The 24,247-nt window shown below is 67.1% G+C and carries 31 protein-coding genes and 1 pseudogene; 29 read left to right on the top strand and 3 right to left on the bottom strand.

The genetic code is table 11. The features are described 5' to 3' along the window. From K0H49_RS01005 to K0H49_RS01065, 13 genes and pseudogenes are all read left to right on the top strand, one after another. Positions 1 to 118 (top strand): annotated as a pseudogene (locus K0H49_RS01005) (EF-Tu/IF-2/RF-3 family GTPase); the annotation flags it as partial. 25 nt (positions 119 to 143) lie between these two features. Further along, entirely contained in the window at positions 144 to 458 is a 315-nt protein-coding gene (rpsJ, locus tag K0H49_RS01010; protein WP_028250951.1) for a 30S ribosomal protein S10, read from the top strand. Positions 459 to 731: 273 nt separating this feature from the next. Continuing rightward, positions 732 to 1,412: a 50S ribosomal protein L3 gene (rplC, locus tag K0H49_RS01015; RefSeq protein WP_219209297.1), complete on the top strand. Its 681-nt coding sequence runs from the start codon at positions 732 to 734 to the stop codon at positions 1,410 to 1,412. Then, positions 1,413 to 2,033, top strand: coding sequence for a 50S ribosomal protein L4 (gene rplD, locus K0H49_RS01020; protein WP_183024151.1), 621 nt, complete (start codon positions 1,413 to 1,415; stop codon positions 2,031 to 2,033). Beyond that, entirely contained in the window at positions 2,030 to 2,368 is a 339-nt protein-coding gene (gene rplW, locus K0H49_RS01025) for a 50S ribosomal protein L23 (protein WP_219209298.1), read from the top strand. The genes rplD and rplW overlap by 4 nt, the downstream gene beginning before the upstream one ends. A 2-nt stretch (positions 2,369 to 2,370) precedes the next feature. Further along, on the top strand, positions 2,371 to 3,195 hold the full coding sequence (gene rplB / locus K0H49_RS01030; protein WP_140844738.1) for a 50S ribosomal protein L2: 825 nt from the start codon (positions 2,371 to 2,373) through the stop codon (positions 3,193 to 3,195). Between the two features lie 11 nt (positions 3,196 to 3,206). Next, the gene (gene rpsS / locus K0H49_RS01035; RefSeq protein WP_007838132.1) at positions 3,207 to 3,485 is read left to right on the top strand and encodes a 30S ribosomal protein S19; all 279 of its coding nucleotides are present in this window, start codon (positions 3,207 to 3,209) and stop codon (positions 3,483 to 3,485) included. A gap of 9 nt (positions 3,486 to 3,494) precedes the next feature. After that, positions 3,495 to 3,827 carry a 50S ribosomal protein L22 gene (rplV, locus tag K0H49_RS01040; RefSeq protein WP_219209299.1) on the top strand — a complete coding sequence of 111 codons (333 nt, stop codon included), beginning with the start codon at positions 3,495 to 3,497 and terminating at the stop codon, positions 3,825 to 3,827. Positions 3,828 to 3,841: 14 nt separating this feature from the next. Next, complete coding sequence (gene rpsC, locus K0H49_RS01045; RefSeq protein ID WP_183024154.1) at positions 3,842 to 4,768, top strand: 30S ribosomal protein S3; 927 nt, start codon at positions 3,842 to 3,844, stop codon at positions 4,766 to 4,768. A 54-nt stretch (positions 4,769 to 4,822) separates the two neighbouring features. Further along, positions 4,823 to 5,239 (top strand): 50S ribosomal protein L16, encoded by a 417-nt coding sequence (rplP, locus tag K0H49_RS01050; protein ID WP_183024155.1) that lies wholly within the window; start codon positions 4,823 to 4,825, stop codon positions 5,237 to 5,239. Positions 5,240 to 5,301: 62 nt separating this feature from the next. Beyond that, positions 5,302 to 5,508: a 50S ribosomal protein L29 gene (gene rpmC / locus K0H49_RS01055; protein WP_183024449.1), complete on the top strand. Its 207-nt coding sequence runs from the start codon at positions 5,302 to 5,304 to the stop codon at positions 5,506 to 5,508. A 9-nt stretch (positions 5,509 to 5,517) separates the two neighbouring features. Further along, on the top strand, positions 5,518 to 5,787 hold the full coding sequence (rpsQ, locus tag K0H49_RS01060; protein WP_140844734.1) for a 30S ribosomal protein S17: 270 nt from the start codon (positions 5,518 to 5,520) through the stop codon (positions 5,785 to 5,787). Between the two features lie 73 nt (positions 5,788 to 5,860). Continuing rightward, on the top strand, positions 5,861 to 6,367 hold the full coding sequence (locus K0H49_RS01065) for a peroxiredoxin (protein ID WP_219209300.1): 507 nt from the start codon (positions 5,861 to 5,863) through the stop codon (positions 6,365 to 6,367). A 150-nt stretch (positions 6,368 to 6,517) separates the two neighbouring features. Here K0H49_RS01065 and K0H49_RS01070 read toward each other — a convergent pair whose 3' ends face one another. Together K0H49_RS01070 and K0H49_RS01075 are read right to left on the bottom strand one after the other, a co-directional pair. Next, positions 6,518 to 7,051, bottom strand: a complete 534-nt coding sequence (locus K0H49_RS01070; RefSeq protein ID WP_374122293.1) for a GNAT family N-acetyltransferase — start codon at positions 7,049 to 7,051, stop codon at positions 6,518 to 6,520. A 56-nt stretch (positions 7,052 to 7,107) separates the two neighbouring features. Further along, complete coding sequence (locus K0H49_RS01075; protein WP_257624542.1) at positions 7,108 to 7,815, bottom strand: cytochrome b/b6 domain-containing protein; 708 nt, start codon at positions 7,813 to 7,815, stop codon at positions 7,108 to 7,110. Positions 7,816 to 7,975: 160 nt separating this feature from the next. Here K0H49_RS01075 and K0H49_RS01080 point away from each other — a divergent pair, with 160 nt between their 5' ends. Further along, the gene (locus K0H49_RS01080; RefSeq protein ID WP_219209302.1) at positions 7,976 to 8,431 is read left to right on the top strand and encodes a c-type cytochrome; all 456 of its coding nucleotides are present in this window, start codon (positions 7,976 to 7,978) and stop codon (positions 8,429 to 8,431) included. Positions 8,432 to 8,649: 218 nt separating this feature from the next. Here K0H49_RS01080 and K0H49_RS01085 read toward each other — a convergent pair whose 3' ends face one another. After that, entirely contained in the window at positions 8,650 to 9,147 is a 498-nt protein-coding gene (locus K0H49_RS01085; protein WP_219209303.1) for a TlpA disulfide reductase family protein, read from the bottom strand. Positions 9,148 to 9,160: 13 nt separating this feature from the next. Here K0H49_RS01085 and K0H49_RS01090 point away from each other — a divergent pair, with 13 nt between their 5' ends. The 15 genes from K0H49_RS01090 (at position 9,161) to K0H49_RS01160 (ending at position 24,033) form a co-directional block, all read left to right on the top strand. Next, positions 9,161 to 9,865, top strand: coding sequence for a DUF4197 domain-containing protein (locus K0H49_RS01090; RefSeq protein WP_219209387.1), 705 nt, complete (start codon positions 9,161 to 9,163; stop codon positions 9,863 to 9,865). Between the two features lie 59 nt (positions 9,866 to 9,924). Then, positions 9,925 to 10,467 (top strand): hypothetical protein, encoded by a 543-nt coding sequence (locus tag K0H49_RS01095; RefSeq protein ID WP_219209304.1) that lies wholly within the window; start codon positions 9,925 to 9,927, stop codon positions 10,465 to 10,467. 19 nt (positions 10,468 to 10,486) lie between these two features. Further along, positions 10,487 to 11,773: an MFS transporter gene (locus K0H49_RS01100; protein ID WP_219209305.1), complete on the top strand. Its 1,287-nt coding sequence runs from the start codon at positions 10,487 to 10,489 to the stop codon at positions 11,771 to 11,773. Beyond that, on the top strand, positions 11,770 to 12,225 hold the full coding sequence (locus K0H49_RS01105) for a PTS sugar transporter subunit IIA (protein ID WP_219209306.1): 456 nt from the start codon (positions 11,770 to 11,772) through the stop codon (positions 12,223 to 12,225). The genes K0H49_RS01100 and K0H49_RS01105 overlap by 4 nt, the downstream gene beginning before the upstream one ends. Then, on the top strand, positions 12,194 to 12,463 hold the full coding sequence (locus K0H49_RS01110; protein WP_183024165.1) for an HPr family phosphocarrier protein: 270 nt from the start codon (positions 12,194 to 12,196) through the stop codon (positions 12,461 to 12,463). Before K0H49_RS01105 ends, K0H49_RS01110 begins: the two co-directional genes overlap by 32 nt. A gap of 58 nt (positions 12,464 to 12,521) precedes the next feature. After that, entirely contained in the window at positions 12,522 to 14,327 is a 1,806-nt protein-coding gene (gene ptsP / locus K0H49_RS01115) for a phosphoenolpyruvate--protein phosphotransferase (RefSeq protein WP_219209307.1), read from the top strand. Positions 14,328 to 14,461: 134 nt separating this feature from the next. Continuing rightward, positions 14,462 to 14,839 carry a DUF4148 domain-containing protein gene (locus tag K0H49_RS01120; protein ID WP_219209308.1) on the top strand — a complete coding sequence of 126 codons (378 nt, stop codon included), beginning with the start codon at positions 14,462 to 14,464 and terminating at the stop codon, positions 14,837 to 14,839. 38 nt (positions 14,840 to 14,877) lie between these two features. Then, positions 14,878 to 15,330, top strand: a complete 453-nt coding sequence (locus K0H49_RS01125; protein ID WP_219209309.1) for a Spy/CpxP family protein refolding chaperone — start codon at positions 14,878 to 14,880, stop codon at positions 15,328 to 15,330. Positions 15,331 to 15,492: 162 nt separating this feature from the next. Further along, a complete protein-coding gene (locus tag K0H49_RS01130; RefSeq protein ID WP_219209310.1) occupies positions 15,493 to 16,173 on the top strand; it encodes a response regulator transcription factor in 681 nt (226 codons plus the stop codon). Further along, on the top strand, positions 16,170 to 17,492 hold the full coding sequence (locus tag K0H49_RS01135) for an ATP-binding protein (protein ID WP_219209311.1): 1,323 nt from the start codon (positions 16,170 to 16,172) through the stop codon (positions 17,490 to 17,492). The genes K0H49_RS01130 and K0H49_RS01135 overlap by 4 nt, the downstream gene beginning before the upstream one ends. A gap of 108 nt (positions 17,493 to 17,600) precedes the next feature. Continuing rightward, positions 17,601 to 18,656, top strand: coding sequence for an NADP-dependent oxidoreductase (locus tag K0H49_RS01140; RefSeq protein ID WP_219209312.1), 1,056 nt, complete (start codon positions 17,601 to 17,603; stop codon positions 18,654 to 18,656). A gap of 153 nt (positions 18,657 to 18,809) precedes the next feature. Further along, complete coding sequence (locus tag K0H49_RS01145) at positions 18,810 to 19,370, top strand: fimbrial protein (RefSeq protein WP_219209313.1); 561 nt, start codon at positions 18,810 to 18,812, stop codon at positions 19,368 to 19,370. A gap of 197 nt (positions 19,371 to 19,567) precedes the next feature. Further along, entirely contained in the window at positions 19,568 to 20,344 is a 777-nt protein-coding gene (locus K0H49_RS01150) for a fimbrial biogenesis chaperone (RefSeq protein WP_219209314.1), read from the top strand. A gap of 21 nt (positions 20,345 to 20,365) precedes the next feature. Beyond that, positions 20,366 to 23,005: a fimbria/pilus outer membrane usher protein gene (locus K0H49_RS01155; protein WP_219209315.1), complete on the top strand. Its 2,640-nt coding sequence runs from the start codon at positions 20,366 to 20,368 to the stop codon at positions 23,003 to 23,005. After that, positions 23,002 to 24,033 carry a fimbrial protein gene (locus K0H49_RS01160; RefSeq protein WP_257624543.1) on the top strand — a complete coding sequence of 344 codons (1,032 nt, stop codon included), beginning with the start codon at positions 23,002 to 23,004 and terminating at the stop codon, positions 24,031 to 24,033. The genes K0H49_RS01155 and K0H49_RS01160 overlap by 4 nt, the downstream gene beginning before the upstream one ends. Positions 24,034 to 24,247: the final 214 nt, after the last annotated feature.

Genomic DNA, 24,247 nt, shown 5'->3' on the forward strand with positions numbered 1-24,247 from the left:
CGTCAGCATCACCGTGAAGCTGATCAACCCGATCGCCATGGAAGAAGGTCTGCGTTTCGCCATCCGCGAAGGCGGCCGCACCGTGGGCTCGGGCGTCGTGGCCAAGGTCATCGCTTAATCCGCAAGGCACAAGGACACACACCATGGCAACGAAGCAAAAGATCCGCATCCGCCTGAAGGCGTTCGACTACAAGCTCATCGACCAGTCGGCCGCTGAAATCGTGGACACCGCCAAGCGCACCGGCGCCATCGTCAAGGGCCCCGTGCCCCTGCCGACGCGCATGAAGCGTTTCGACATCCTGCGTTCGCCGCACGTCAACAAGACGTCGCGCGACCAGTTCGAAATCCGTACGCACCAGCGTCTGATGGACATCGTCGATCCGACCGACAAGACCGTGGACGCGCTGATGAAGCTCGACCTGCCGGCTGGCGTCGACGTCGAGATCAAGCTGCAGTAACTCCGGTTCTGCGCCTCTTCAGGGTCCGTGGGCAGCAATGCCGACGGACCTTGTCCGTTGAATCGGTCGGTCGCATGCCCCTCCCGGGGTGTCGCCTTGCGTGAAAAGGGCAGTGCGGGCTATAATCGCCGGCTCTGCTCGTTTTGCGCCTTCGCGGGTGCGTACAAGCCGAGATTTATCAACCTTTCTTCGAGGGCCTTCAACGGGGCCAAACGCTGTCGCCAATTGAAGTGGCAGCGGCGAAGGAAGACTTCCATTTTTTGGAGAAAACAAATGAGTCTGAGCAACTCCCTCGGGTTGCTGGGCCGCAAGGTGGGGATGATGCGTCTCTTCACCGATGACGGGGACGCAGTTCCTGTCACGGTGGTGGATGTGTCCAACAACCGTGTGACCCAGATCAAGTCCCAAGAGACCGACGGCTACGTCGCGCTTCAAGTGACTTTCGGTTCGCGCAAAGCATCGCGCGTGACCAAGCCGCAAGCCGGACATCTCGCCAAGGCGGGTGTCGAAGCTGGCGAGATCATCCAGGAATTCCGCGTGACCGCCGATACGGCCGGTCAGCACAAGACCGGTGGCGTGATTGCCGCAGGTAGCGTGTTCGCGGTCGGCCAGAAGGTGGACGTGCAAGGCACTTCCATCGGCAAGGGCTTCGCTGGCACCATCAAGCGTCACAACATGCGTTCGCAGCGCGCGTCGCACGGTAACAGCCGTTCGCACAACGTGCCGGGTTCCATCGGTATGGCGCAGGATCCGGGCCGCGTGTTTCCGGGCAAGCGCATGACGGGTCACCTCGGTGACGTCACCGTCACCACGCAGAACCTCGACGTGTTTCGCATCGACGAAGCGCGTCAGCTGCTGCTGATCAAGGGTGCGATCCCCGGTTCGAAGGGTGGCTTTGTCACCGTGCGTCCGGCCATCAAGGCCAAGCCCCAAGCGGCTGAAGGAGCGAAGTAAATGCAACTCGAACTCCTGAACGAACAAGGCCAGGCCGCGTCGAAGTACGACGCCCCCGAGACCGTGTTCGGCCGTGATTACAACGAAGACCTGGTTCACCAGATCGTCGTTGCATTCCAGGCCAACGCCCGCCAAGGCACGCGCGCCCAGAAGGACCGCGAACAGGTCCATCACTCGACCAAGAAGCCTTTCAAGCAAAAGGGAACGGGCCGCGCCCGCGCCGGTATGACGTCTTCGCCCCTGTGGCGTGGCGGCGGCCGCATCTTCCCGAACATGCCTGACGAAAACTTCACGCAGAAGATCAACAAGAAGATGTACCGCGCCGGCATGGCGTCGATCTTCTCGCAGCTCGCTCGTGAAGGCCGTCTGGCCGTGGTCGATTCGCTCACCGTGGATTCGCCCAAGACCAAGCCGCTCGCCGCCAAGTTCAAGGCCATGAATCTCGAGTCCGTGCTCGTGATCGCCGAAGAAGTCGACGAGAACCTGTACCTCGCCTCGCGCAACCTGGTGAACGTGCTCGTCGTCGAGCCGCGTTACGCCGATCCGGTGTCGCTGGTGCACTACAAGAAGGTGCTCGTCACCAAGGGTGCCGTCGACAAGCTCAAGGAGATGTTCGCATGAGCCGCATGAATCCTACGCCCGCTTTCCGGAACTCGTTCCAGGAAGGCCGTCTGATGGCCGTGCTGGTCGCCCCGATCGTGTCCGAAAAGGCAACGATGGTCGGCGAGAAGTCGAATGCCGTCACTTTCAAGGTGCTGCAAGACGCCACCAAGCCCGAGATCAAGGCCGCTGTTGAACTGATGTTCAAGGTCGAAGTCCAGGGCGTGTCGGTGCTCAACACCAAGGGCAAGACCAAGCGCTTTGGCAAGTCCATCGGCCGCCGCGACAACGTTCGCAAGGCCTATGTGACCCTGAAGCCAGGTCAAGAGCTCAACCTCGTCGGGGAAGGCGCTTAATCATGGCCGTCATCAAGATGAAACCCACTTCGCCGGGCCAACGCGGCGCGGTGAAGATCTCCCGGGATCACCTGTACAAGGGTGCCCCTCACGCTCCGTTGCTCGAGCCGCAGTTCCAGGCTGCCGGTCGCAACAACAACGGTCACATCACGATTCGCCATCGCGGCGGTGGTCACAAGCATCACTATCGCGTCGTCGACTTCGTGCGCAACAAGGACGGCATCCCGGCCAAGGTCGAACGCATCGAGTACGACCCGAACCGCACCGCCCACATCGCTCTGGTGTGCTACGCCGACGGCGAGCGCCGCTACATCATCGCCCCGCGCGGTCTGGAAGCCGGTGCAACGCTGCTGAGCGGTTCGGAAGCCCCGATCCGCGCCGGCAACACGCTGCCGATCCGCAACATCCCGGTGGGTTCGACCATCCATTGCATCGAGCTGCAACCCGGCAAGGGCGCGCAGATCGCGCGTTCGGCTGGTACGTCGGCCACGCTGCTGGCACGCGAAGGTGTCTACGCTCAAGTGCGCATGCGCTCGGGTGAAGTCCGCCGCGTGCACGTGGAATGCCGCGCCACCATCGGTGAAGTCGCCAACGAAGAGCACAGCCTGCGCCGTCTGGGCAAGGCCGGTGCGAAGCGTCACATGGGTATCCGTCCGACCGTTCGCGGTGTGGTGATGAACCCGGTTGACCACCCGCACGGTGGTGGTGAAGGCAAGACCGGTGAAGGTCGCCATCCAGTCGATCCATGGGGCAACCTCACCAAGGGCTATCGCACCCGTAACAACAAGCGCACGCAGGTCTTCATCGTGTCGCGTCGCAAGAAATAAGGGGATAGCAAATGACACGCTCTCTCAAGAAGGGTCCTTTCGTCGACCACCATCTGGTGGCCAAGGCCGACAAGGCTGTGACGACCAAGGACAAGAAGCCGATCAAGACCTGGTCGCGTCGCTCGATGGTTCTGCCCGAGTTCATCGGTCTGACCATTGCCGTGCACAACGGCAAGCAGCACGTGCCTGTGTACATCACCGACCAGATGGTCGGCCACAAGCTCGGCGAATTTGCGCTCACCCGCACGTTCAAGGGGCACCCCGCGGACAAAAAAGTCCAGAAGAAGTAAGGAACGACCATGTCTGAAACACGTGCAGTCCTCCGCGGTGTCCGCCTGTCGGTCGACAAGGGCCGTCTGGTCGCGGACCTCATCCGCGGCAAGAAGGTCGATCAAGCGCTCAACGTTCTGCAGTTCACGCAGAAAAAAGCCGCTGTGATCATCAAGAAGGTGCTCGAGTCGGCAATCGCCAACGCCGAGCACAACGACGGTGCCGACATCGACGAGCTGAAGATCAAGACCATCTACGTCGAACAAGGTGCCACGCTCAAGCGCTTCACCGCGCGCGCCAAGGGTCGCGGCAACCGCATCAGCAAGCCCACGTGCCATGTGTACGTGACGGTTGGCAACTAAAAGGCCGGAAGACTATGGGACAAAAAATCCACCCTACCGGCTTCCGCCTTGCGGTCAGCCGCAACTGGTCGAGCCGCTGGTACGCCAGCAACAAAGACTTCGCCGGCATGCTGGCCGAAGACATCAAGGTGCGCGAGTACCTGAAGAAGAAGCTCAAGAACGCGTCGGTTTCGCGCGTGCTGATCGAGCGTCCCGCCAAGAACGCCCGCATCACGATCTACTCGGCACGTCCGGGCGTCGTGATCGGCAAGAAGGGCGAAGACATCGAGAACCTCAAGCGCGAACTCGGCAAGCAGCTGGGTGTGCCGGTCGCAGTGAACATCGAAGAAGTGCGCAAGCCTGAAATCGATGCCCAACTGATCGCCGACAGCATCACGCAGCAGCTCGAAAAGCGGATCATGTTCCGCCGCGCCATGAAGCGTGCGATGCAGAACGCCATGCGTCTGGGTGCCCTGGGCATCAAGATCATGTCGTCGGGCCGTCTCAACGGTATCGAAATCGCTCGTTGCGAGTGGTACCGCGAAGGCCGCGTGCCGCTTCACACCCTGCGCGCCGACATCGACTACGGCACCTCGGAAGCCAAGACCACCTACGGCGTCATCGGCGTCAAGGTCTGGGTCTACAAGGGCGACACGCTGGGTCGTAACGACCTGCCGGCCGTCGAAACGCCGCGTCCGGACGACGAGCGTCGCCCGCGTGGTCCCCGCCGCGATGGCCGCCCTGGTGGCGACCGTCCGGGTGGCGACCGTCGTGGTCCCGGCCCCCGTGCCGGTGGCCGTGGCCCGATCGGTGGCAACACCGCGCCGGCCGATGGCAGCGACAAGCCCGCAGAAGCGACCGGTGGTGCACCTGCAGCACCGGGTGCAGACCCGAAACCCGCCGTTAAGCGCGTCCGCAAAGCCGCGCCAGCTGCAGCAGCTGACGGTGCCAAGACCGAGTAATCGGTCTTTCCCGAGCGCGAAAGCGCTCGGGTCAGTCTCACGGAGTAATAAAACATGCTGCAACCTGCACGCAGAAAGTTCCGCAAGGAACAAAAGGGCCGCAACACTGGCATCGCTACCCGGGGCAACTCGGTGGCATTCGGTGATTTCGGTCTGAAATGCACCGACCGCGGCCGTCTGACCGCGCGCCAACTCGAAGCTGCACGTCGCGCGATCTCGCGTCACGTGAAGCGCGGTGGCCGCATCTGGATCCGCGTGTTCCCGGACAAGCCAATCTCTACCAAGCCCGCTGAAGTGCGGATGGGTAACGGTAAGGGCAACCCCGAGTACTACGTCGCGGAAATCCAACCCGGCAAGATCGTGTTCGAGATCGTCGGCGTGCCCGAAGAACTCGCCCGCGAAGCGTTCCGCCTGGCTGCTGCCAAGCTGCCGCTGCGTACCACCTTCGTCGCGCGCCAGCTCGGCACCTGATCGAGGAGAGAACACTCATGGCAACACGTAAGAAGAAGGACGCCGCGGCCAAGCCGGTCAAGGTGTCGAAGGCAGCAGCGCTGCGCGACAAGGATGTCGCCGGCCTGCAAACCGAAATCAAGGATCTGCAGAAGGCCCATTTCGGTCTGCGCATGCAGAAGGCCACGCAACAGCTGTCGAACACCTCGACGCTGCGCGTGACACGTCGCGACATCGCTCGCGCCAAGACCATTCTTGCTCAGAAGCAAGAAGCACCCGCCGCCAAGTAAGGAGCAAACATGACGGAAGCTAAAAAATCCCTCAAGCGCACCTTGATCGGCAAGGTCGTGAGCGACAAGCGTGAGAAGACCGTGACCGTGCTGGTCGAGCGTCGTGTGAAACACGAGCTCTACGGCAAGATCGTGGCCAAGACGAGCAAGTACCACGCCCATGACGAAAAGGGCGAGTACCACCTGGGCGACACCATCGAGATCACGGAAAGCCGTCCGATCTCGAAGACCAAGAACTGGGTCGTGACCCGCCTGGTCGAGAAGGCCGTTCTGGTCTGACCCTCGGCGCACAGCCACTCCCGAAACGGCCCACAATGTGGGCCGTTTCTTTTTTGTCCGGAGCATTTCAATCATGATCAAAATCGGCGACACCCTTCCCTCGGTCACCCTGCAGGAATACTCGGAAGTCGAGGGCGAGGGCTGCAGCATCGGCCCGAACGCCGTGGACGTCGCGAAGGCCTCGGCCGGCAAGACGATCGCGGTCTTCGCACTGCCGGGCGCCTTCACGCCCACCTGTTCGGCCAAGCACGTGCCGGGCTATGTACAGCACTTCGACGACTTCAAGGCCGCAGGCGTCGACGAGATCTGGTGCCTGAGCGTCAACGACGCCTTCGTGATGGGCGCCTGGGCACGTGACCAGAAGACCGGCACCAAGGTGCGCATGCTGGCCGACGGCAGTGCCGATTTCGCCAAGGCCACCGGTCTCACACTCGACCTGACTGGCCGCGGCATGGGCCTGCGCAGCAACCGTTACTCGATGCTGGTCAAGGACGGCAAGGTCGCGACCCTCAACGTCGAGGCACCGGGCAAGTTCGAGGTCAGCAACGCCGAGACGCTGCTGGCGCAAGCCAAGGGCTGAGCGCCTCCGCGCACCCCGACAAAGGCGCCGCAAGGCGCCTTTTTCTTTTCAATGCCAGAGACATCGCGGAACCGGCTTTGCCGGGCCGCTGGTGTCGCCCCCTGGAGGGGGAAGGCAAGCGGACACGGAGTGCCGTGCAGCCTTCGGGGGCTAGAGCTCCACCTTGAGGTAGTGCGAGCCCGGGATCGGGTTGTGATAGTAGGGCGGCACCTCGATGAAGCCCAGGTCTTCATAGAGCGTGCGTGCCGATTCCATGTCGTCGAGCGTGTCCAGCAGCACGCAGGCGTAGCCCGCGCCGCGCGCCGCATCGAGGATGGCCTCGGCCAGGCGCCGGCCCAGCCCGAGGCCGCGAAAGGCCGGGCGCACGTAGAGGCGCTTCATCTCGGCCGAGTTCGGATCGTCGGCGCTGTCGAGCGGCCGCAGCGCGCAGCAGCCCGCCACCATGGCCTGGCGGCCATCCGCCATGCGCAGCAGCTGGCCGCTGTTGCCTTCGGCCGCGACGGCCGCGTCGTCGGCTTCGACCAGCGCCAGCAGCAGCACGCCGCGGGGTTCGGCATAGTCGCCGGGCAGCGCCGCCAGTTCCTCGGCGAAATTCTGGAAGCTCAGGTCGATGCCCAGCGCGTTCGCGTACTCGGCGAACACGGCGCGCAGGGCGGCGAGCTCGTCCGGTGCGTGCGGCGTCATCAGGACGATGTCGGGCGTGCCGATCAGCGGCAGCGTGCGCGAGCTGGGGAAGGTGCTCATGAGCGCAGCGATCCGATCCAGAGCGCGAAGGCCAGGCAGGCCGCGAACAGCACCAGGGCGAACAGCCGCGAGGCGGCATCGTCCCGGCTGGGCTTCGCGACCGTGGCGGCAGGCGGCGCCAGCGTCTTGTCACCCGAGATCATCGGACCGACCAGACGGTGCCGACGCACCAGCGCGTAATAGAGCACGGCCAGCAGATGCAGCACCAGCAGCGCGATCACCAGCCACTTGCCGCGTTCCGCGTGCCAGCCGGTCGCCAGGCTGGCGACGGCACCGGACACCAGGTGCGACAGCGGGCCCACGTTGGAGATCTCGTCGTCGGCCAGCAGGCCCGTCCCGACCTGCAGCGCCAGCAGTCCCAGCATCGCGAAGACCGACAGCGCGCCCAGCGGGTTGTGGCCGATCAGATGGTCCGGGTGGGCGTCGCCGCGCAGGTAGGCCAAGATCGAGCGCGGCCGGTAGACGAAGGCCGCGAAGCGCGACCAGCGCCCGCCGACGAAACCCCAGCCGAGGCGAAACAGCAGCAGCGCCAGCACGAGGTAGCCCAGCCGGAAGTGCCATTCCATGGCGCCAAGGAAGCCGGTGGCGAGCAGGCCGCTGACGGCGAGCGCCAGCAGCCAGTGGAAGACCCGCGTCGGGAGGTCCCAGATGCGCGTGCGCACCGGGCGGGCCTCGTCCATGGTCGGGGTCGGGGAAGGAGTCATCGGGCGGGCAAAGAGAGCCGAAAAGGGGCGGAAGGCGCAGATTAGCAAATCTCGAGCGCAACAGCGGCAAGCCCCATGTCGCCCCTGTGCCTTCGCGGCCCTCTAAACTGTTCGCCGATGCCGCAGGCGCGGCATCGATCCCCACGAAATAAGGAAGCCCATGATTCGTCTTGCCAGCCTTGCGCTGGCTGCGGCAGTTGTCGCAGCCGTGCTGCCCGTCCATGCCCAGCCCCAGAAGTTCGACAAGCCCGAGGACGCCATCAAGTTCCGCCAGGCCACGCTCAAGGAAATGCAGCAGAACTTCAAGCGCGTCGCCGACATGGCCTCGGGCCGCGACGATTTCAATTCCAAGGTGGCCGACGAGAGCGCGCAGCGCGTGGCCGAGCTGATCCAGCAGCCCTGGGTGGCGTTCGGTCCCGGGACCGAGGGCGGCAAGGCCAAGCCTGAAGTCTGGACCGAGCAGGCGAAGTTCAAGGACCTGGCCGGCAAGGCCGAGGGCGAGATGGTCAAGCTGGCGGCCGCCGCCAAGACCGGCAACCTCGATGCCATCAAGGCCTCGATCGGTGCGGCGGGCGCGACCTGCAAAGCGTGCCACGACAGCTTCAGAGCACGCTGACCCACCTCGGAAGGCTGCGCGGCACTTCGTGTCCGCTTGCCCTCCCCCTCGAGGGGGCAGTTACTGGCCCACCCCCGAAGGCTTGCGCACTTCGTGTCGCTTCGCCTTCCCCCTCGAGGCGGCGACACCGACGGCCCGGCAAAGCCGGTTCCGTGGTGTCCCTGGAATGAAGAAAGGCACCTTGCGGTGCCTTTTTGTCGTTTGGAGCGAGAGGTTGCTCAGGCTTCGGCCAGCAGCTTCTCGATCAGCTTGTGCAGTTCGGCGAAGTCCGGCTCGCCCACGTAGCGCTTCACGATCTCGCCGCGCTTGTTGACGATGTAGGTGGTGGGCGTGAGGGCCACGTCGCCCCAGGCCTTGGCCACGGCGCCGGTGTTGTCGATCGCGACGTTGAAGGGAAGCTTGCGCGTTTCCGTGAAGTTCACCACGTAGCTGGGCGGGTCGTAGCTCATGGCGACGGCCAAGGTGTCGTAGCCTTGCGCCTTGTACTTGTCGTAGGTGGCGATCACCTTGGGCATCTCGGCCACGCAGGTCACGCAGCTGGTGGCCCAGAAGTTGACCAGCGTCACCTTGCCCTTGAGGTCTTCCGTGGTCTTCTGGCTGCCGTCGAGCAGGACGAAGGTCGATGCCGGGGCTGTCGAGACGCCGGTCTTCAGGTAGACACCGGCGCCGGCAGCCAGGGCGATCACGAGCGCAGCGACAGGGAGGATTTTTTTCATGGAGACCGATGGAATGGACCGCCGCAATTTTAGTTCCGCCTGCCTGGCCTTGCCTGCCTCATTGGCATTGCTGGCCATGCAACAGGCGCATGCACTGTCCTTGAGCGATCTCAGCAGCGCCGACGCCTCCAGCGGCGTCAAGGCTGCGCTCGAGAAGGGCGCCACCGTCGCCGTCGGCCTGCTGGGCCGGCCCGACGGCTTCCTGGGCAACCCCAAGGTGCGCATTCCGCTTCCCGGTTACCTCGAGGAGGGCTCGAAGGTGCTGCGCATGATGGGGCAGGGCGGCCGCATCGACGAACTGGTCACCGCCATGAACCGCGCGGCCGAGCAGGCCGTGCCGGCCGCCAAGGACCTGCTGGTCAACGCGGTGCGCACCATGAGCGTGACCGACGCCAAGGGCATCCTCTCGGGCGGCGACAACTCGGTCACGCAGTTCTTCGCGGGCCGCACGCGCGCGCCGCTGACCGAGCGCTTCCTGCCGATCGTGAGCGCCGCCACCGTCAAGGTCAAGCTGGCCGACAAGTACAACCAGCTCGCGGGCAAGGCCGCCGGCTTCGGGCTGGTGAAGAAGGAGGACGCCAACCTCCAGGGTTACGTCACGGGCAAGTCGCTCGACGGGCTCTACCTGATGATCGGCGAGGAAGAGCGCAAGATCCGCCAGGACCCCGTGGGCAGCGGCAGCGCGATCCTGCAGAAGGTGTTCGGCGCCATCCGCTGAGTCGCGGTCCTGCGGCAGGGCCGCACCGGATCGGGGCGCGCGCCCATAATCGCGACCCGATGCCTTCCTCGTCTCGCGCCGGCCCGGCCGCCTTCCTCCTCCTCCTTGCCGCGGTCGCCCTGGCGGCCTGCAGCCTCACCTTCAACTGGCGCGAGGTGCCGATCGGCGACGGCGGCCTGATCGCGCTGCTGCCCTGCAAGCCCGACCGCGCGAGCCGCGCGCTGCCCCTGGGCACCGAGGCCGTCAACGTCGAGATGGCCGGCTGCGAAGCCGGCGGCGCCACCTTCGCGGTGGCCCATGCGCGCGCCGCCGATGCGGCCCAGGCCGAGGCTTGGCTGGGCGCCTGGCGCGCGGCCACGCGCACCCAGCTGGCGGGCGTGACGGCGCAGGAATCCGTCGGCGTGGTGTCGCGCGCCGCGCTGCAGCCGGCACCGGTCCGGCTCGATGCGGGGGATCGCAACGGACCGGGGCCCGCCGCGCGGGTGCTGTGGTTCGCGCAATGGCGCGCGGGCGGCGTCTCGATCTACCAGGCCACGGTGCTGGGCACGCCGGCCAATGCCGAGGCCGTGACCACTTTCTTCGAAGGCCTGAGGCTGCCATGAGCACGACGCGGTCCGCAGCATGAGCGCCATTTCCCTGGCACCGGCCCGCAGCGACCTGCTGCGCAGTTCGTCCCGCGCGATCGCGGTCTTTCTCGCGTTTGCGTTCGCCTACTTCCTGTCGACGCTGGTGCGGGCCATCACCGCCACGCTGTCGCCGGTGCTGACCGAGGAGTTCGACCTGCAGTCGCGCGACCTCGGCCTGCTGGCCGGCGGCTACTTCTTCGGCTTTGCGCTCACGCAGCTGCCCATGGGTGCCTGGCTCGACCGCCATGGCCCCAAGCGCGTGGTGCTGTGTTTCCTGAGCGCGGCCGTCGCGGGGTGCCTGCTGTTCTCGCAGGTCACCGAATTCCCGATGCTGCTGGCCGCGCGCGTGCTCACCGGCGTGGGCGTGAGCGCCTGCCTGATGGCACCGCTGACCGGCTACCGGCGCTGGTTCGATCCCTCGCTGCAGCTGCGCGGCAATGCCTGGATGCTGATGGTCGGCTCGCTGGGGCTGGTGGCTGCGACCCTGCCGGTGCACTGGCTGGTGCCGATGTTCGGCTGGCGGCCGCTGTTCTGGCTGCTGGCCGCGGGCGTGCTGGTCTCGATGGTGCTGATCGCCTGGGTCGTGCCCGCCTGGCGCCCGCTGGTGCCGGCGCGCGGCGGCAGCGATGCGGCGGTCGCTGCATTGGCGCCCGGCTACGGCGCCGTGTTCCGCGATCCCTTCTTCCGCAAGGTCACGCCGATCGGTTTTTTCAACTACGGCGGCTTCGTCGCGATGCAGACGCTGTGGGTCGTGCCCTGGCTCACGCGCGTGGCCGGCCATTCGCCCTTCGATGCCGCCAGCGCGCTGTTCCGCATCAGCCTCGCGCTGCTGGCCGCCTACTGGCTGTGGGGCGCCATCAATCCCTGGCTGGTGCGGCGCGGCATCGGTGCCGCACGCCTGCTCACCTGGGGCCTGCCGCTCAACATGGGGCTGCTGGCGCTGATGCTGGTGGCCGGGCCGGCGGCCGGCACCGCGGCCTGGATGCTGCTGCTGTGCGTGTCCACCGTCGTCACGCTGGCACAACCGGCCGTGGCGATGGCGCTGCCGGCGGCGCTGGCCGGCCGTGCCCTGTCGGCCTACAACCTGGTGGTGTTCCTCGGCATCTTCACCGTGCAGTGGGGTCTCGGTCTGCTGATCGACCTGTTTCTGGGCCTGGGCTTCGGCACCGTCGACGCCTTCCGCGCCGCCTTCGCCGTGTTTCTGGGCTGCTGCGTGCTGTCGTACCTCTACTTCCTCTGGGCGCCCCCGCATAATCGACATCCGTCCCCTCGCGTCGCATGAACAGCATCCTTCTCATCGCCCACGCTCCGCTCGCACAGGCGTTGCGGCAGTGCGCGCTGCATGTGTTTCCCGACTGCGAGCAGAACATCGCGGCACTCGACGTGCTGCCCAACGTGTCGCCCGAAGAAACGCTGGCCGCCGCGCGCATCACGCTCGAACTGCAACTGCGCGCGCCGCGCTCCCAGGTGCTGGTGCTGGCCGACGTGTTCGGCGCCACGCCCTGCAACGTCGCGCAGAAGCTGGTCGACGGCGCCCGCTCGCGGCTCGTGGCCGGTGTCAACCTGCCGATGCTGCTGCGCGCGGTGAGCTACCGCAACGAACCGCTCGAAGCGCTGGTGCAGCGGGCGATCACCGGCGGTACGGCGGGCGTGATGCAGGTGGCGGTGGCCGCTCCCCAGAACCAGGCGAGAAGAAAACACAGTGATCAAGACATCCGTGACCATCAGCAATAAGCTGGGCCTGCACGCCCGCGCCTCGGCCAAGCTCACCAAGCTGGCCGGCAGCTTTCCGTGCGAAGTCTGGCTCTCGCGCGGCGAGCGCCGCGTCAACGCCAAAAGCATCATGGGCGTGATGATGCTGGCCGCCGGGCTCGGCTCGACGGTGGTGCTGGAAACCATCGGCGAGCAGGAACAGCAGGCCAGCGACGCGCTCATCGCCCTGATGAACGACAAGTTCGGAGAAGGCGAATAAGCGTGATGCGCTCCATGGCTTTCTCGTTGCGTCGGCATTCCACAGCCTGGATCGCGCCATGACTTTCGCGGTCCACGGCCTCCCCGTCGCCCGCGGCATCGCCATCGGGCGCGCGGTGCTGGTGGTCTCGAGCCGCATCGACGTCGCGCACTACTTCATCAAGCCCGAGCAGATCGCCACCGAGATCGACCGCGTGCGCAGCGCGCGCAATGTGGTGGCCGACGAGCTGACCAAGCTGCAGGCCAGCGTCGCGCTCATGGGGCCGAGCGAGGCGCCCCACGAACTGGCGGCGCTGCTCGAAGTGCACCAGATGCTGCTGCAGGACGAGGCGCTGAGCACCGGCGTCAAGCACTGGATCACCGAGCGCCTCTACAACGCCGAGTGGGCGCTGACCACGCAGCTCGAGGTGATCGGGCGCCAGTTCGACGAGATGGAGGACGCCTACCTGCGCGAGCGCAAGGCCGACCTCGAGCAGGTGGTCGAGCGCATGCTGCATCGCATGAAGGGTACGGCCGCGGTGCTCGCACCGACGCCGCCGCGGCGCAAGCGTGCGGCCCACAGCGACGACGACGACGCGCACGACCCGACCTCCGGCGAGGGCGTCGACGCGCCGCTGGTGCTGATCGCGCACGACCTCTCGCCGGCCGACATGCTGCAGTTCAAGAAGAGCGTGTTCGCCGGCTTCGTGACCGACGTGGGCGGCCGCACGTCGCACACCGCCATCGTCGCGCGCAGCATGGACATCCCGGCGGTGGTCGGCGCGCGCACCGCCAGCCAGCTGGTGCGCCAGGACGACTGGGTCATCATCGACGGCGATGCCGGCGTGGTGATCGTCGACCCCTCGCCGATCATCCTGGCCGAGTACGGCTTCAAGCAGCGCCAGGGCGAGCTCGAACGCGGTCGCCTCACGCGGCTGCGCCACAAGCCGGCGGTGACGCTCGATGGCGAGCGCGTCGAACTGCTGGCCAACATCGAGATGCCCGAGGACACGGTGGGCGCGGTCAAGGCCGGCGCCGTCGGCGTGGGCCTGTTCCGCAGCGAGTTCCTGTTCATGGGCCGCGAGGCGCAGCGCCTCACGCGCCTGCCCGACGAAGAAGAGCAGTACCTCGCCTACTGCCGCGCGGTCGAGGGCATGCAGGGCATGCCCGTCACCATCCGCACCATCGACGTGGGCGCCGACAAGCCGCTCGACGGCAAGGCCGTGCGCGACGACTACCTGAACCCGGCGCTGGGCCTGCGCGCGATCCGCTGGAGCCTGGCCGACCCGGCGATGTTCCTCACGCAGCTGCGCGCCATCCTGCGCGCCGCATCGCATGGCGAGATCCATCTGCTGATCCCGATGCTGGCCCACGCCAGCGAGATCCGCCAGACGCTGGCGCTGATCGAGGAGGCGCGCGCGCAGCTCGACCGGCGCGGCGCGGTGCACGGCCGCGTCAAGCTGGGCGCGATGATCGAGATCCCGGCCGCGGCGCTCACGCTCAAGACCTTCCTCAAGCATTTCGATTTCCTGTCGATCGGCACCAACGACCTGATCCAGTACACGCTGGCCATCGACCGTGCCGACGAGGCCGTGGCCCACCTCTACGACCCCGCCCATCCGGCCGTGCTGCGCCTGGTGGCCGAGACCATCGCCGAGTGCCGGCGCCAGGGCAAGGGCGTGAGCGTGTGCGGCGAGATGGCCGGCGACGTGAACTTCACGCGCCTGCTGCTGGGCCTGGGCCTGCGCAGCTTCTCGATGCACCCCTCGCAGATCCTGGCGGTCAAGCAGGAGGTGCTGCGCGCCGACACCAGCAAGCTGGAAGCCTGGGCGCAGGGCGTGCTCGAGGCCGAAGACCCCGCGGCCCTGCTCGCCGCGCGGCGCTGAGGCCGGGCTGGCGCGGCGCTCCTGCGCCCGCGCCGCAATAAAACGAAACACGCCGATACGGCGGTGAGAAGACTTCACCGCGCGCGGATCGCACCATCGAGGCTCCTTCATTCCTTCATCGAAAGGACCTCGACATGAACATCCGCCAGACCTTCCTCGCCGTTTCCGCCATCGCCCTGCTGGGCACTGTCGCCGCGGCCCAGGCCGAGGACTATCTCGGCGTCCAGACCTCGCCCGGCACCGCCGTGAAACGCGCCGACGTGATGGCCGACGCGGTGCGTGCCGCCAACGCACCCGACCAGAACGTGGCGCGCGGTTCGCGCGGCGCCGAACGGGTCGTGGTGTCGCAGGACCGCGCCATTGCGCGCGCCGAGGCCGAGCGCACGGCCGCCGCGCCCGACCAGAACGTGAGCGCGGGCTCGCGCGTCAACAGCCGTCTGGTGTCGACGCAGCCGCATCCTCTCGATGCGGCCCGCGCCAGTGTGCCCAAGCCGGCCACCAGCCGCCTCTGAGCCTTCGCAGCCCCTTCATCCCATCGGAAAGCATCGTCATGAAACCCTGGTTCCAACGCAGTCTGGTCGGCCTCTTCGGCGGCGTGCTCGTGCTCGGCAGCATCGTGGGCTGCGCCGGCCAACGCCACGGCGGCGACAGCGACTCGGTCGAATTCCGCGCCCGCATGGTCGAGCGCGTCGGCAGCAAGCTCGACCTCGATGCCGTGCAGCAGCAGAAGCTGTCCGCGCTGGCCAATGCACTGCAGGCGCAGCGCGAAGCCCTGCGCGGCGGTGGCGATCCGCGCGCCCAGTTCAAGGCCCTGTTCGCCGGCGACAAGCTGGACCAGGCCGCCGCCACCCGCCTGGTCGAGGAAAAGACCACGGCCGTGCGTGCCGGCAGCCCGGAGATCATCGCGGCCGCAGCCGATTTCTTCGACCACCTGCGGCCCGCGCAGCAGCAGAAGGTGCGCGAGTTCATGGACCGCGGCCGCCGCTGGGGCCGGCATGGGTGAGCCGCGCTACCGCCGCGCCACGTTCCTCGCGTCATGGGCACGCGCATCGGTGGCTGCCAAGCGACCGCCACCGGAGTGCCCGCCATGCGCCGCATCTTCCCGATGCCCTCGAGCCTGATCGTGAGTCTTCTGTGGGGCGCCGCCAGTAGGCACAATCCGACCATGTCACGCATCCTGCTGATCGATGACGACGAGCACCTCGCGGCGCCGCTGGCCACCTACTTCGCGCGCTTCGACTGCGTGCTCGACAGTGCCACGCGCCCCAGCGAGGGCCTGGCCAAGCTGCGCGCCGAACACTACGACGCGGCCATCCTCGATGTCATGCTGCCCGAGATGGACGGCTTCGCGCTGTGCCGCGCGATCCGCACCGAAAGCGACATCCCGATCGTGATGCTCACCGCGCGTGGCGAGGTGATGGACCGCGTGGTCGGGCTCGAACTGGGCGCCGACGACTACGTGCCCAAGCCCTTCGAGCCGCGCGAACTGGTGGCGCGCGTGCAGACCATCCTTCGGCGCCAGCGCCAAGCGACGCCGCCGGCCACCACCGCGCAACGCCAGGAGTTCGACGGCCTGTCCATCGACCTCGACCGTCGCGAGGTGCTGCGCCATGGCGAGCGCGTCGAGCTCACGGGCACCGAGTTCGAGCTGCTGGCGCTGCTGGCGCGTCAGCCGGGCAAGGTCTGGAGCCGCGACGACATCCTCAACCAGCTGCGCGGCCAGGAGGCCGACTTCTACACGCGCGCGGTCGACATCGTGGTCAGCCGGCTGCGCAAGAAACTCGAGCCGCTCGACTGCATCAAGACGCTGCGCAACGCAGGCTACGCGCTGGCCGTGGGCAAATGAAAGGCCGGTGCACCCCCGAGGAGCGGCGCTGGCGGTACCGCTGGAAGCATTCGCTTCGCTTGCGCCTCATCACGGTCTTCGTGCTGCTCGCACTGGCCATGACCACGGTGTTCCTGGGCGGCATGCAGCACGCCTTCAAGACCGGCTGGCGCGAGGCGGCCCAGCCGCTGCTGATCGACTACATCGACCGGCTGGTGCTGGAGATCGGCAGCCCGCCGGACGTGGAGCGCGCCCGGGCGCTGGTCGCGCGCCTGCCGATCTCGATCCGCATCGAGGGGCCGCAGGTGCAGTGGGACTCGCATCCCGCCAAGGACCGGCGCGGCTGGTGGGACGAGCGCCGCGAGGGCGCCGACGCGCGCGACGAGTGGTTCCGGCGCAGCACCGCCGATGGCCATGTGCTGACCTTCGGCCTGGGCGATTCGCCGGTGCGCGACCGGCCGCACGGCATCGGCTGGGTGATCCTCGCGCTGCTGCTGGGCCTGATCATGGCCGCCTATGCCTATGTGCGGAAGCTGCTGCGCCCGCTCGACGACATTCGCGTGGGGGCCGAGCGCTTCGGCCGCGGGGCCTTCGACCAGCCCATCCCGCTGCGGCGCCACGACGAACTGGGCGACCTGGCGCAGCGCATCAACACCATGGCGCAGGACATCCGCGGCATGCTCGATGCCAAGCGGGCCTTGCTGCTGGCGCTGAGCCACGAACTGCGTTCGCCGCTCACGCGCGCCCGGCTCAACGCCGAACTGCTGCCCGCCACGCCCGAGGGCGAGGTCGAGCGCGAGGCGCTGCTGCGTGACCTCAACGAGATGCGCGACCTGATCAGCGACTTGCTCGAGAGCGAGCGCCTGGCCAGTCCGCATGCGGGCCTGCAGCGCGAACCGGTCGACCTGGCGGCGCTGATCCGCGAGACCGTGGCCGAGATGCCGGGCGCGCAGAACGTGCACCTGGACCTGGTGCAAGGCCTGCCGCCGCATGCCGTCGACCGCATGCGCATCCGGCTGCTGGTGCGCAACCTGCTGGACAACGCCTTGCGCTACAGCACCGGCGCGCCCCGGCCGCCGTGCGTGTCCTTGCGCGCGGTGCTGGACGGCCCGAAGCAGGGCGTGGAGATCGAGGTGCGCGACCACGGGCCCGGTGTCGACGAGGCGCAGCTCGACCGGCTCACCGAGCCCTTCTACCGCACCGACGGCGCGCGTGCGCGGTCCACCGGCGGCGTCGGGCTGGGCATGCACCTGTGCCGGCTGATCGCCGAGGCGCATGGCGGCGAGGTGGTGGTGCGCAATGCGCATCCGGGGCTGCAGATCACGATCCGTCTGCCTTAGCCCCAGGTCGCGCAGGCCGCCCGCGGCCTGTCGCCTGCGCTACCAGCGCGGCCGAAACGCAGGGCTACGATGCGCCTCCTCAACCACACCAGACAGGGAGACCGCACCATGACCAGCCCCCGCATCAACCACCAGGTCCGCCTCGCCAAGCGCCCCGAGGGCAAGGCCACGCGAGAGCATTGGCACTTCACGACCGAGCCCGTCGCCGAGCCCGAGGAGGGCGGGGTGCTGGTCCAGGTGCTGTCGCTGTCGCTCGACCCGGCCATGCGCGGCTGGCTCAACGATGCCAGGAGCTACATCCCGCCCGTGGCCATCGACGAGGTGATGCGCGCCGGCGGCGTCGGCCGCGTGATCGCGTCGAAGAACCCGGCCTTCACGGTCGGCGACACGGTCTACGGCACGCTGGGCGTGCAGGAGTACATCCTCATCGCGCAGGACCAGGTCAAGCGCAACGGGCTGGTGAAGATCGACCTCGGCGTCGGCACCATCGGCCAGTGGCTCAACGTGCTCGGCATGCCGGGCATGACCGGATACTTCGGCCTGATGGACGTGGGCCAGCCCCAGCCCGGTGAAACGGTGGTGGTGTCGGGCGCGGCCGGCGCGGTCGGCCAGACCGTGGGGCAGCTCGCCAAGCTCAAGGGCTGCCGGGTGGTCGGCATCGCGGGCGGCGCGGCCAAGTGCGAATGGGTGGTGAAGGAACTGGGCTTCGACGCCTGCATCGACTACAAGGCCGGCGAAGGCGCGGTGCGCGCGGGCCTGAAGGAACACTGCCCCAAGGGCGTCGACATCTACTTCGACAACGTCGGCGGTGAGATCCTCGACCATGTGCTCGCCAAGCTGGCCCGCAAGGCACGGATCATCATCTGCGGCGCGATCAGCCAGTACAACAACGCCAACAGCGTGCCGGCCGCCGGTCCGCGCAACTACCTGAGCCTGCTGGTCAACCGGGCCCGCATGGAAGGCATCGTGGTCTTCGACTACGCCGACCGCTACCCCGTGGCCATCGCCGAACTGGCGGGATACCTGAAGGACGGGCGCATGAAGAGCAAGGAAGACACGGTGGTGGGGCTCGATACCTTCCCTGAGGCACTCAACCGGCTTTTCAGTGGCGAGAATTTCGGGAAGCTGGTTCTTCAAATTGAAAACCAAAGTGCCCATTTTTGAGGCGCCGAGCTCAAAGTCACACTATCCCCGATGGGAATGTTAACTACTGTTAACTTGCGCCAGATGCGCCTATTCCCTGTCGATTTGAGTCATTAAACTCCGCCGGCCTTTTGGGCAACAGTGGTTTTTAATTATCAAATTCAGGGAGTAGGAATGCATAAAAAAATCATCACTCACCTTGCCGTGCTCGCCGTTTCAGGCGTCTTCGCGCAGGGCGCTTTTGCCGCGGATGGCACCATCAACTTCACGGGCGATATCGTCGACGCGCCGTGCTCGATCTCACCCAACAGCCAGAACCTGACCGTGCCGCTGGGCAAGGTTTCGCGCACGGCCTTCGATGGCGCGACCGCCGGCACCGCGACAGTGGGGAAGAAGGCGCCGGCGCCTGCGAAGTTCAGCATCGACCTGCTGGGCTGCGGCGCCACCGCCAAGGGTGCCACCGTGACCTTCTCGGGCACGGCTGATGCCGACGACGCCACCAACCTGCGCCTGACGAATGCCGGCCAGGTCGGCGTAGGCGCGGCTTCGGGCGTGGCGATCGAACTGGACGATTCCGCCGGCACCAAGATCCCGCTGGGCTCGGCCTCGGCCCAGTACACGCTGGGCACGGGCGACAACTCGCTCAAGTTCCAGGCGGTCTATGTCGCGACCAAGGCGGCCGTGACCACCGGCCCGGCCAACGCGACGGCGCAGTTCACGGTCGCCTACAAGTAACCGCATCCAGGGTGGCCGTCCTGGCCTGCGGCTGAAGCGCTTGCCGCTTCGGCGCCGGCCGGGCGCGCCATCCGTCCGTGGTCGGCCGGTGCCGGCCATCTCTTGCCTTTTCCCTCTGTTTGTCCGGCCGTGCCTGTGTGTGCGGCCGAGCGGGCCGGCGCGTCGTTTGCGCGTTGCTCCGATTCAGGATTCTTCTCATGTGCAGCAACCATCGCCTTCGCTGGGCCCTGGCCCTCCTGTTGACGCTCGGCCTCCCATGGCCCGCCGCCGCGGGCGTGATGCTCGGCGGCACGCGTGTGATCCTCGGCGAGAAGGACCGCGAGGCCTCCATCCCGGTCAAGAACACCGGCACCTCGTTCTATGTGGTCCAGGCCTGGATCGACGCGGGAGAGGGCCACAACAAGACCCCGCTGCTGGTCACGCCGCCGTTGTCCCGGCTGGATCCGGGCGCGGAGAACATCCTGCGCATCCTGCGTGTGCCCGGCGACCTGCCGGCCGACCGCGAGTCGGTGTTCTGGCTCAACGTCAAGGAGATCCCTGAGAAGTCGAAGGAAGAGAACGTGCTGCAGATCGCGGTGCGCAGCCGCATCAAGCTGTTCTACCGGCCGGCGAAGCTCGTGGGCAAGCCCGAAGCCTCGCGCGCGCAGCTCACCTGGGCCGTGAGTCCCAGCCCGCAGGGCCAGGGCGCCGTGCTCAAGGTGGGCAACCCCACGGCCTACCACCTGACCTTCACCGCGCTGAACATCGATGGCGGCCGCCAGCAGATCAATGCCGACATGGTGCCGCCCTTCGGCGAGATGTCGTATCCGCTCACCGTCATCGCGTCGCCGCAGGCGGTCCAGGTGAACTTCACCACGCTCAACGACTACGGCGCCGAGACGCCCGAGGAACGGGTCCAGGTACCGGAGGGCGACCGGCCTGTGGCCGTGAAGGCCGAGTTGGTGCCTGTGGCCGCCGACGCGGCCAAGCGCTGAGAGACGCCGGGACCGCTGGCCATGCGTGTGTTCCATCCCCCCTTTCGGCGCGCGCTGTGCGCAGCCCTGCTCGGCGCGCTGGGCGCGTCCGGCCATGCCCAGCCGCAAGCGAGCGCCTTGCGCTTCAACGAGGACTTCCTGAACCTCGGTGGCGACCAACCGCTTGCGGACCTGTCGCTTTTTTCTTTCGGCAACCGCGTGCTCGCCGGCCGCTACACGGTCGACGTTTCGCTCAACGAGCGCGGCGCAGGCCAGGCCGACATCCGCTTCATCGAGAAGGACGGCAAGGACGATGCCGTGCCCTGCCTCTCGCGGCGCATGCTCGACGACTGGGGCGTCAAGGTGGCGGTGTTCCCCACGCTGGCGAGCGCGGCGGACGAGGCCTGCGTGGACCTGGGCGCGGCCATTCCCGACGCCAGCTTCAGCTACGACGGGGGCAAGCAGCGGCTGTTCGTGAGCATCCCGCAGGCCGCGCTCAAGCGCTCGGCACGCGGGGCCGTCGGCCCGGAGAAATGGGACAAGGGCATCACCGCGGGCATGCTCGACTACCAGTTCAACTTCGCACGCTTCAGCGGCGACAACTTTCGCAACGACGCCAAGCCCCTGAGCACGCCGCAGAACGTGTTCGAGGGCAATCCTTTCACCGACCGCCCCAGCACGCTGCAACGCAACACGCTGTTCGCCGGCCTGCGCGCGGGCTTCAACCACGGCGACTGGCGCTTCCGGCACTTCTCGACCTACAACCGTGGCATCGACGGCCAGGGCCGTTGGCAGGCCGTCAACAGCTATGCCCAGCGCGACCTGGCTTCGATCAAAGGCCAACTGCTGATCGGCGACGGCAGCACGCCGGGCAACTTCTTCGACAGCGTGCCTTTCCGCGGCGCGCAGCTCGCCTCCGACGACGCGATGCTGCCCGACAGCCAGCAGGGCTACGCACCCACCGTCCGCGGCGTGGCGCAGACCAACGCGCGCGTCACGGTGCGCCAGAACGGCTACGTGGTCTACAGCACCTTCGTGGCACCGGGCGCCTTCGTCATCGACGACCTCTACCCCACCGCCTCGAGCGGCGACCTCGAAGTGACCATCACCGAGGCCGATGGCCGCCAGACCAAGTACATCCAGGCCTTCTCGGCCGTGCCCACGCTGCTGCGTGAAGGCACCTGGCGCTACTCGGCCACGGTCGGCAAGTACCGCAACAGCTACAACGGCAGCGTGATCGGTGCCCGCCCCTCGCTGTCGCAGCCCACTTTCATGCAGGCCACGCTGGCGCGCGGCCTGGGCCGGGAGTTCACGCTCTACGGCGGCCTGACGGGCGCGAACATGTACCAGTCGGTGCTCGTGGGCATGGGCAAGAACCTGCGCGACTTCGGCGCCGTGTCGGTCGACCTCTCGAGCGCGCACACCACCGACCGCACACCCCTCAGCGGCGAGCGAAGCTTCAACGGCCAGTCGCTGCGCTTCCTCTACTCGAAGTCCTTCCTCGATTCGGGCACCAACTTCCGCGTGGCCGGCTACCGCTATTCGACCAGCGGCTACCGCACCTTCCAGGAAGCGGTGCAGATGCAGGACCTGCAGCCCTTCGAAGCCTTCCACAGCCGGCGCAACGAACTGCGCTTCGAGCTCTCGCAGCAGATCGGCGATCTGGGATCGGTGTTCGCATCGGCGCGCCAGCAAAGCTACTGGGGCACCGATGCGAAGGACCGGCTGGTGCAGGTGGGCTACTCGGGCAGCTACAAGCAGTTCGGCTACAGCGTCTTCTACAACCAGACCCGCAGCCTGAACCGCCCGCCCTTGCGCCAGCTGATGTTCACGTTGAGCATCCCGCTGGGCGACACGCGGGCCAACGCGCAGTACATGGCCGCGCGCGACAACACCGGCCGCGTGAGCCAGCAGGCCAGCCTCTATGGCTCGGCCTTCGACGACAGCCACCTGACGTACAACGTGACCGCCGGCACGGCCAACCAGGGTGGCGGTGGCACCGGCAGCGGCAGCGCAAGCTACCTGTCGCCGGTCGGGCGCTTCGACCTCGGCCATTCGCAGGGCCGGGGCTATGGCCAGAGCACCTTCGGCATGGCCGGCGGCATGCTGTTCCATGGCGGCGGCCTCACGCTGTCGCAGCCGCTGGGCGAAACCATCGGCCTGGTGCAGGCGCCCAAGGCGCAGGGCGTGGGCGTCGAATCCCAGTCCGGCGTGGCGACCGACAGCGCCGGCCGGGCGGTGATCCCCAATCTCACGCCCTACCGGCTGAACCGCCTGGCGCTGCGCACCGCCGACCTCGGCGACACGGTGGAGGTGAAGAACGCGGTGACCGAAGTCGTGCCCACGCGCGGTGCGGTGGTGCTAGCGAAGTTCGAGACCTCGGTGGGCTACCGCCTGCTGATGACGCTCAGCGATCAGGAGGGCCGTGCGTTGCCGCTGGGCTCGAAGATCGAGAGCGAGGCGGACCAGGAAGTCGGCATCGTCGGCCCGGACGGGCAGGCCTTCGTCACGGGCGCGGGCCAGAGCGGGCGCCTGACGGTGCGCTGGGGGCAGGACCCGGCCGACCAGTGCGTGGTGCCTTACAGCCTGCCCGAAGAGAAGAACCCGCCGCCGATCCGGGAGTTGACGGGGCAGTGCGCTGCCAACGTGCCGGATCCCACGCCTTCGAAAGGAATCGAATGAAGCCCCACCACCTGTTGGCCCTTGTCATGAGGGCGAAGCGCTGCCGCCGCATGGGCCTGGCCGTGGCGGCATTGGCGATGCTGTGCGGCGCGCAAGGCGCCTGGGCCGGCTGCGAGCGCTATCCAGGTGCGCAGACGAAGTTCATCACGCTGGACATGGGCAGGATCGTTGTCCCTGCTGACCTGGCCGTCAACGCGCCCATTGCGACCAGAAGCTTTGCTATTCCGGTCAACGGTGTTTTGGAAACCCAAGTCGTTTGTCCCAGCGCGGGCTCGCTCAATTACGTGGTCCCGAAGGGCTCCGCTATCGCGGGCGGTTCGAAGATCTACTCGACGGACGTCGTCGGCGTGGGCATTCGACTATCGGTCAGTGTTCCGGGGTTTTCATCTACGGTCTTCCCATGGGTGAGGCCGCTAGAGAGCGGCGCAAAGATGGGCGTTTACTATCAAGAGGCTATCGTGGCGGAGTTGATCAAGACAGCGGCCGTCACTGGCAGCGGCCCCCTGGCGGCTGGAACGTACCTCCAAGTGCTCACTGACGAGGACAATTTTTCGGTGTTGATCGCCTCGATGTCCGCCAACGGCACCACCCTCGTCACGCCCTCGTGCGTGGTGGACCTGGGTTCGCGCAACATCCCGGTGGCCTTCGACAAAGTGCCGTTGAGCAGCTTCAAGGGCCAGGGCAGCACGGCGGTCGATCGCAGCTTCAACATCCGGCTCAATTGCAATGCCGCGCAGAACCCACAGTACACGGTGCGGATGCGCATGGACGCGCAGGCCGACCCGTCGAACGCGCCCGGCGTGCTGCGCCTGACCCAGGGCGGCACGGCCACCGCCGGCGGCGTGGGCATCCAGGTCGTCGACGGCACCGCCAGGGCGCCCGTCAAGTTCGGTGACGACGTGGTGATCGGCCCGTTGAAGGATGGCAGCTATGTGCTGCCCTACACCGCGCACTACTACCAGACCGGCAGCAAGGTGACGCCCGGACAGGCCAACGGCATGGCTACGTTCACGCTCAGCTACAAGTAACTGGCCGCCGACCACCGCGCCGGCCGCCTCGCCTGGGCATGGGTGCGCGAAGCTGGCGCGCAAGGCCCCGGATCGCCATGCCGGTGTTGCCTCAGCCCTGCGACAACGCCGACCGCCTGCCGGCCGCCGCCCCGCGCAATGACCTGAGCCTGCGGGATTACCGCCCCGCATCGAGGGATCGTGTCTTCGGCAATGCCGATCGCGACCCGTCGCC

The organism is Variovorax boronicumulans (genome assembly GCF_019352895.1).
GTDB lineage: Bacteria > Pseudomonadota > Gammaproteobacteria > Burkholderiales > Burkholderiaceae_C > Variovorax > Variovorax boronicumulans_A.

Coding starts and splice junctions, on each gene's coding strand:
- rplC (WP_219209297.1), top strand. CDS start 732: ATGAGTCTGAGCAACTCCCTCGGGTTGCTGGGCCGCAAGGTGGGGATG.
- rplW (WP_219209298.1), top strand. CDS start 2,030: ATGAGCCGCATGAATCCTACGCCCGCTTTCCGGAACTCGTTCCAGGAA.
- K0H49_RS01120 (WP_219209308.1), top strand. CDS start 14,462: ATGAACATCCGCCAGACCTTCCTCGCCGTTTCCGCCATCGCCCTGCTG.
- K0H49_RS01140 (WP_219209312.1), top strand. CDS start 17,601: ATGACCAGCCCCCGCATCAACCACCAGGTCCGCCTCGCCAAGCGCCCC.
- K0H49_RS01085 (WP_219209303.1), bottom strand. CDS start 9,147: ATGAAAAAAATCCTCCCTGTCGCTGCGCTCGTGATCGCCCTGGCTGCC.
- rpsC (WP_183024154.1), top strand. CDS start 3,842: ATGGGACAAAAAATCCACCCTACCGGCTTCCGCCTTGCGGTCAGCCGC.
- K0H49_RS01095 (WP_219209304.1), top strand. CDS start 9,925: ATGCCTTCCTCGTCTCGCGCCGGCCCGGCCGCCTTCCTCCTCCTCCTT.
- K0H49_RS01160 (WP_257624543.1), top strand. CDS start 23,002: ATGAAGCCCCACCACCTGTTGGCCCTTGTCATGAGGGCGAAGCGCTGC.
- K0H49_RS01125 (WP_219209309.1), top strand. CDS start 14,878: ATGAAACCCTGGTTCCAACGCAGTCTGGTCGGCCTCTTCGGCGGCGTG.
- K0H49_RS01145 (WP_219209313.1), top strand. CDS start 18,810: ATGCATAAAAAAATCATCACTCACCTTGCCGTGCTCGCCGTTTCAGGC.
- K0H49_RS01080 (WP_219209302.1), top strand. CDS start 7,976: ATGATTCGTCTTGCCAGCCTTGCGCTGGCTGCGGCAGTTGTCGCAGCC.
- K0H49_RS01075 (WP_257624542.1), bottom strand. CDS start 7,815: ATGACTCCTTCCCCGACCCCGACCATGGACGAGGCCCGCCCGGTGCGC.
- K0H49_RS01135 (WP_219209311.1), top strand. CDS start 16,170: ATGAAAGGCCGGTGCACCCCCGAGGAGCGGCGCTGGCGGTACCGCTGG.
- rplD (WP_183024151.1), top strand. CDS start 1,413: ATGCAACTCGAACTCCTGAACGAACAAGGCCAGGCCGCGTCGAAGTAC.
- K0H49_RS01090 (WP_219209387.1), top strand. CDS start 9,161: ATGGACCGCCGCAATTTTAGTTCCGCCTGCCTGGCCTTGCCTGCCTCA.
- K0H49_RS01100 (WP_219209305.1), top strand. CDS start 10,487: ATGAGCGCCATTTCCCTGGCACCGGCCCGCAGCGACCTGCTGCGCAGT.
- K0H49_RS01105 (WP_219209306.1), top strand. CDS start 11,770: ATGAACAGCATCCTTCTCATCGCCCACGCTCCGCTCGCACAGGCGTTG.
- K0H49_RS01065 (WP_219209300.1), top strand. CDS start 5,861: ATGATCAAAATCGGCGACACCCTTCCCTCGGTCACCCTGCAGGAATAC.
- K0H49_RS01070 (WP_374122293.1), bottom strand. CDS start 7,051: ATGACGCCGCACGCACCGGACGAGCTCGCCGCCCTGCGCGCCGTGTTC.
- rplV (WP_219209299.1), top strand. CDS start 3,495: ATGTCTGAAACACGTGCAGTCCTCCGCGGTGTCCGCCTGTCGGTCGAC.
- K0H49_RS01130 (WP_219209310.1), top strand. CDS start 15,493: ATGTCACGCATCCTGCTGATCGATGACGACGAGCACCTCGCGGCGCCG.
- rplB (WP_140844738.1), top strand. CDS start 2,371: ATGGCCGTCATCAAGATGAAACCCACTTCGCCGGGCCAACGCGGCGCG.
- rpsQ (WP_140844734.1), top strand. CDS start 5,518: ATGACGGAAGCTAAAAAATCCCTCAAGCGCACCTTGATCGGCAAGGTC.
- rpsS (WP_007838132.1), top strand. CDS start 3,207: ATGACACGCTCTCTCAAGAAGGGTCCTTTCGTCGACCACCATCTGGTG.
- ptsP (WP_219209307.1), top strand. CDS start 12,522: ATGACTTTCGCGGTCCACGGCCTCCCCGTCGCCCGCGGCATCGCCATC.
- rplP (WP_183024155.1), top strand. CDS start 4,823: ATGCTGCAACCTGCACGCAGAAAGTTCCGCAAGGAACAAAAGGGCCGC.
- rpsJ (WP_028250951.1), top strand. CDS start 144: ATGGCAACGAAGCAAAAGATCCGCATCCGCCTGAAGGCGTTCGACTAC.
- K0H49_RS01150 (WP_219209314.1), top strand. CDS start 19,568: ATGTGCAGCAACCATCGCCTTCGCTGGGCCCTGGCCCTCCTGTTGACG.
- K0H49_RS01155 (WP_219209315.1), top strand. CDS start 20,366: ATGCGTGTGTTCCATCCCCCCTTTCGGCGCGCGCTGTGCGCAGCCCTG.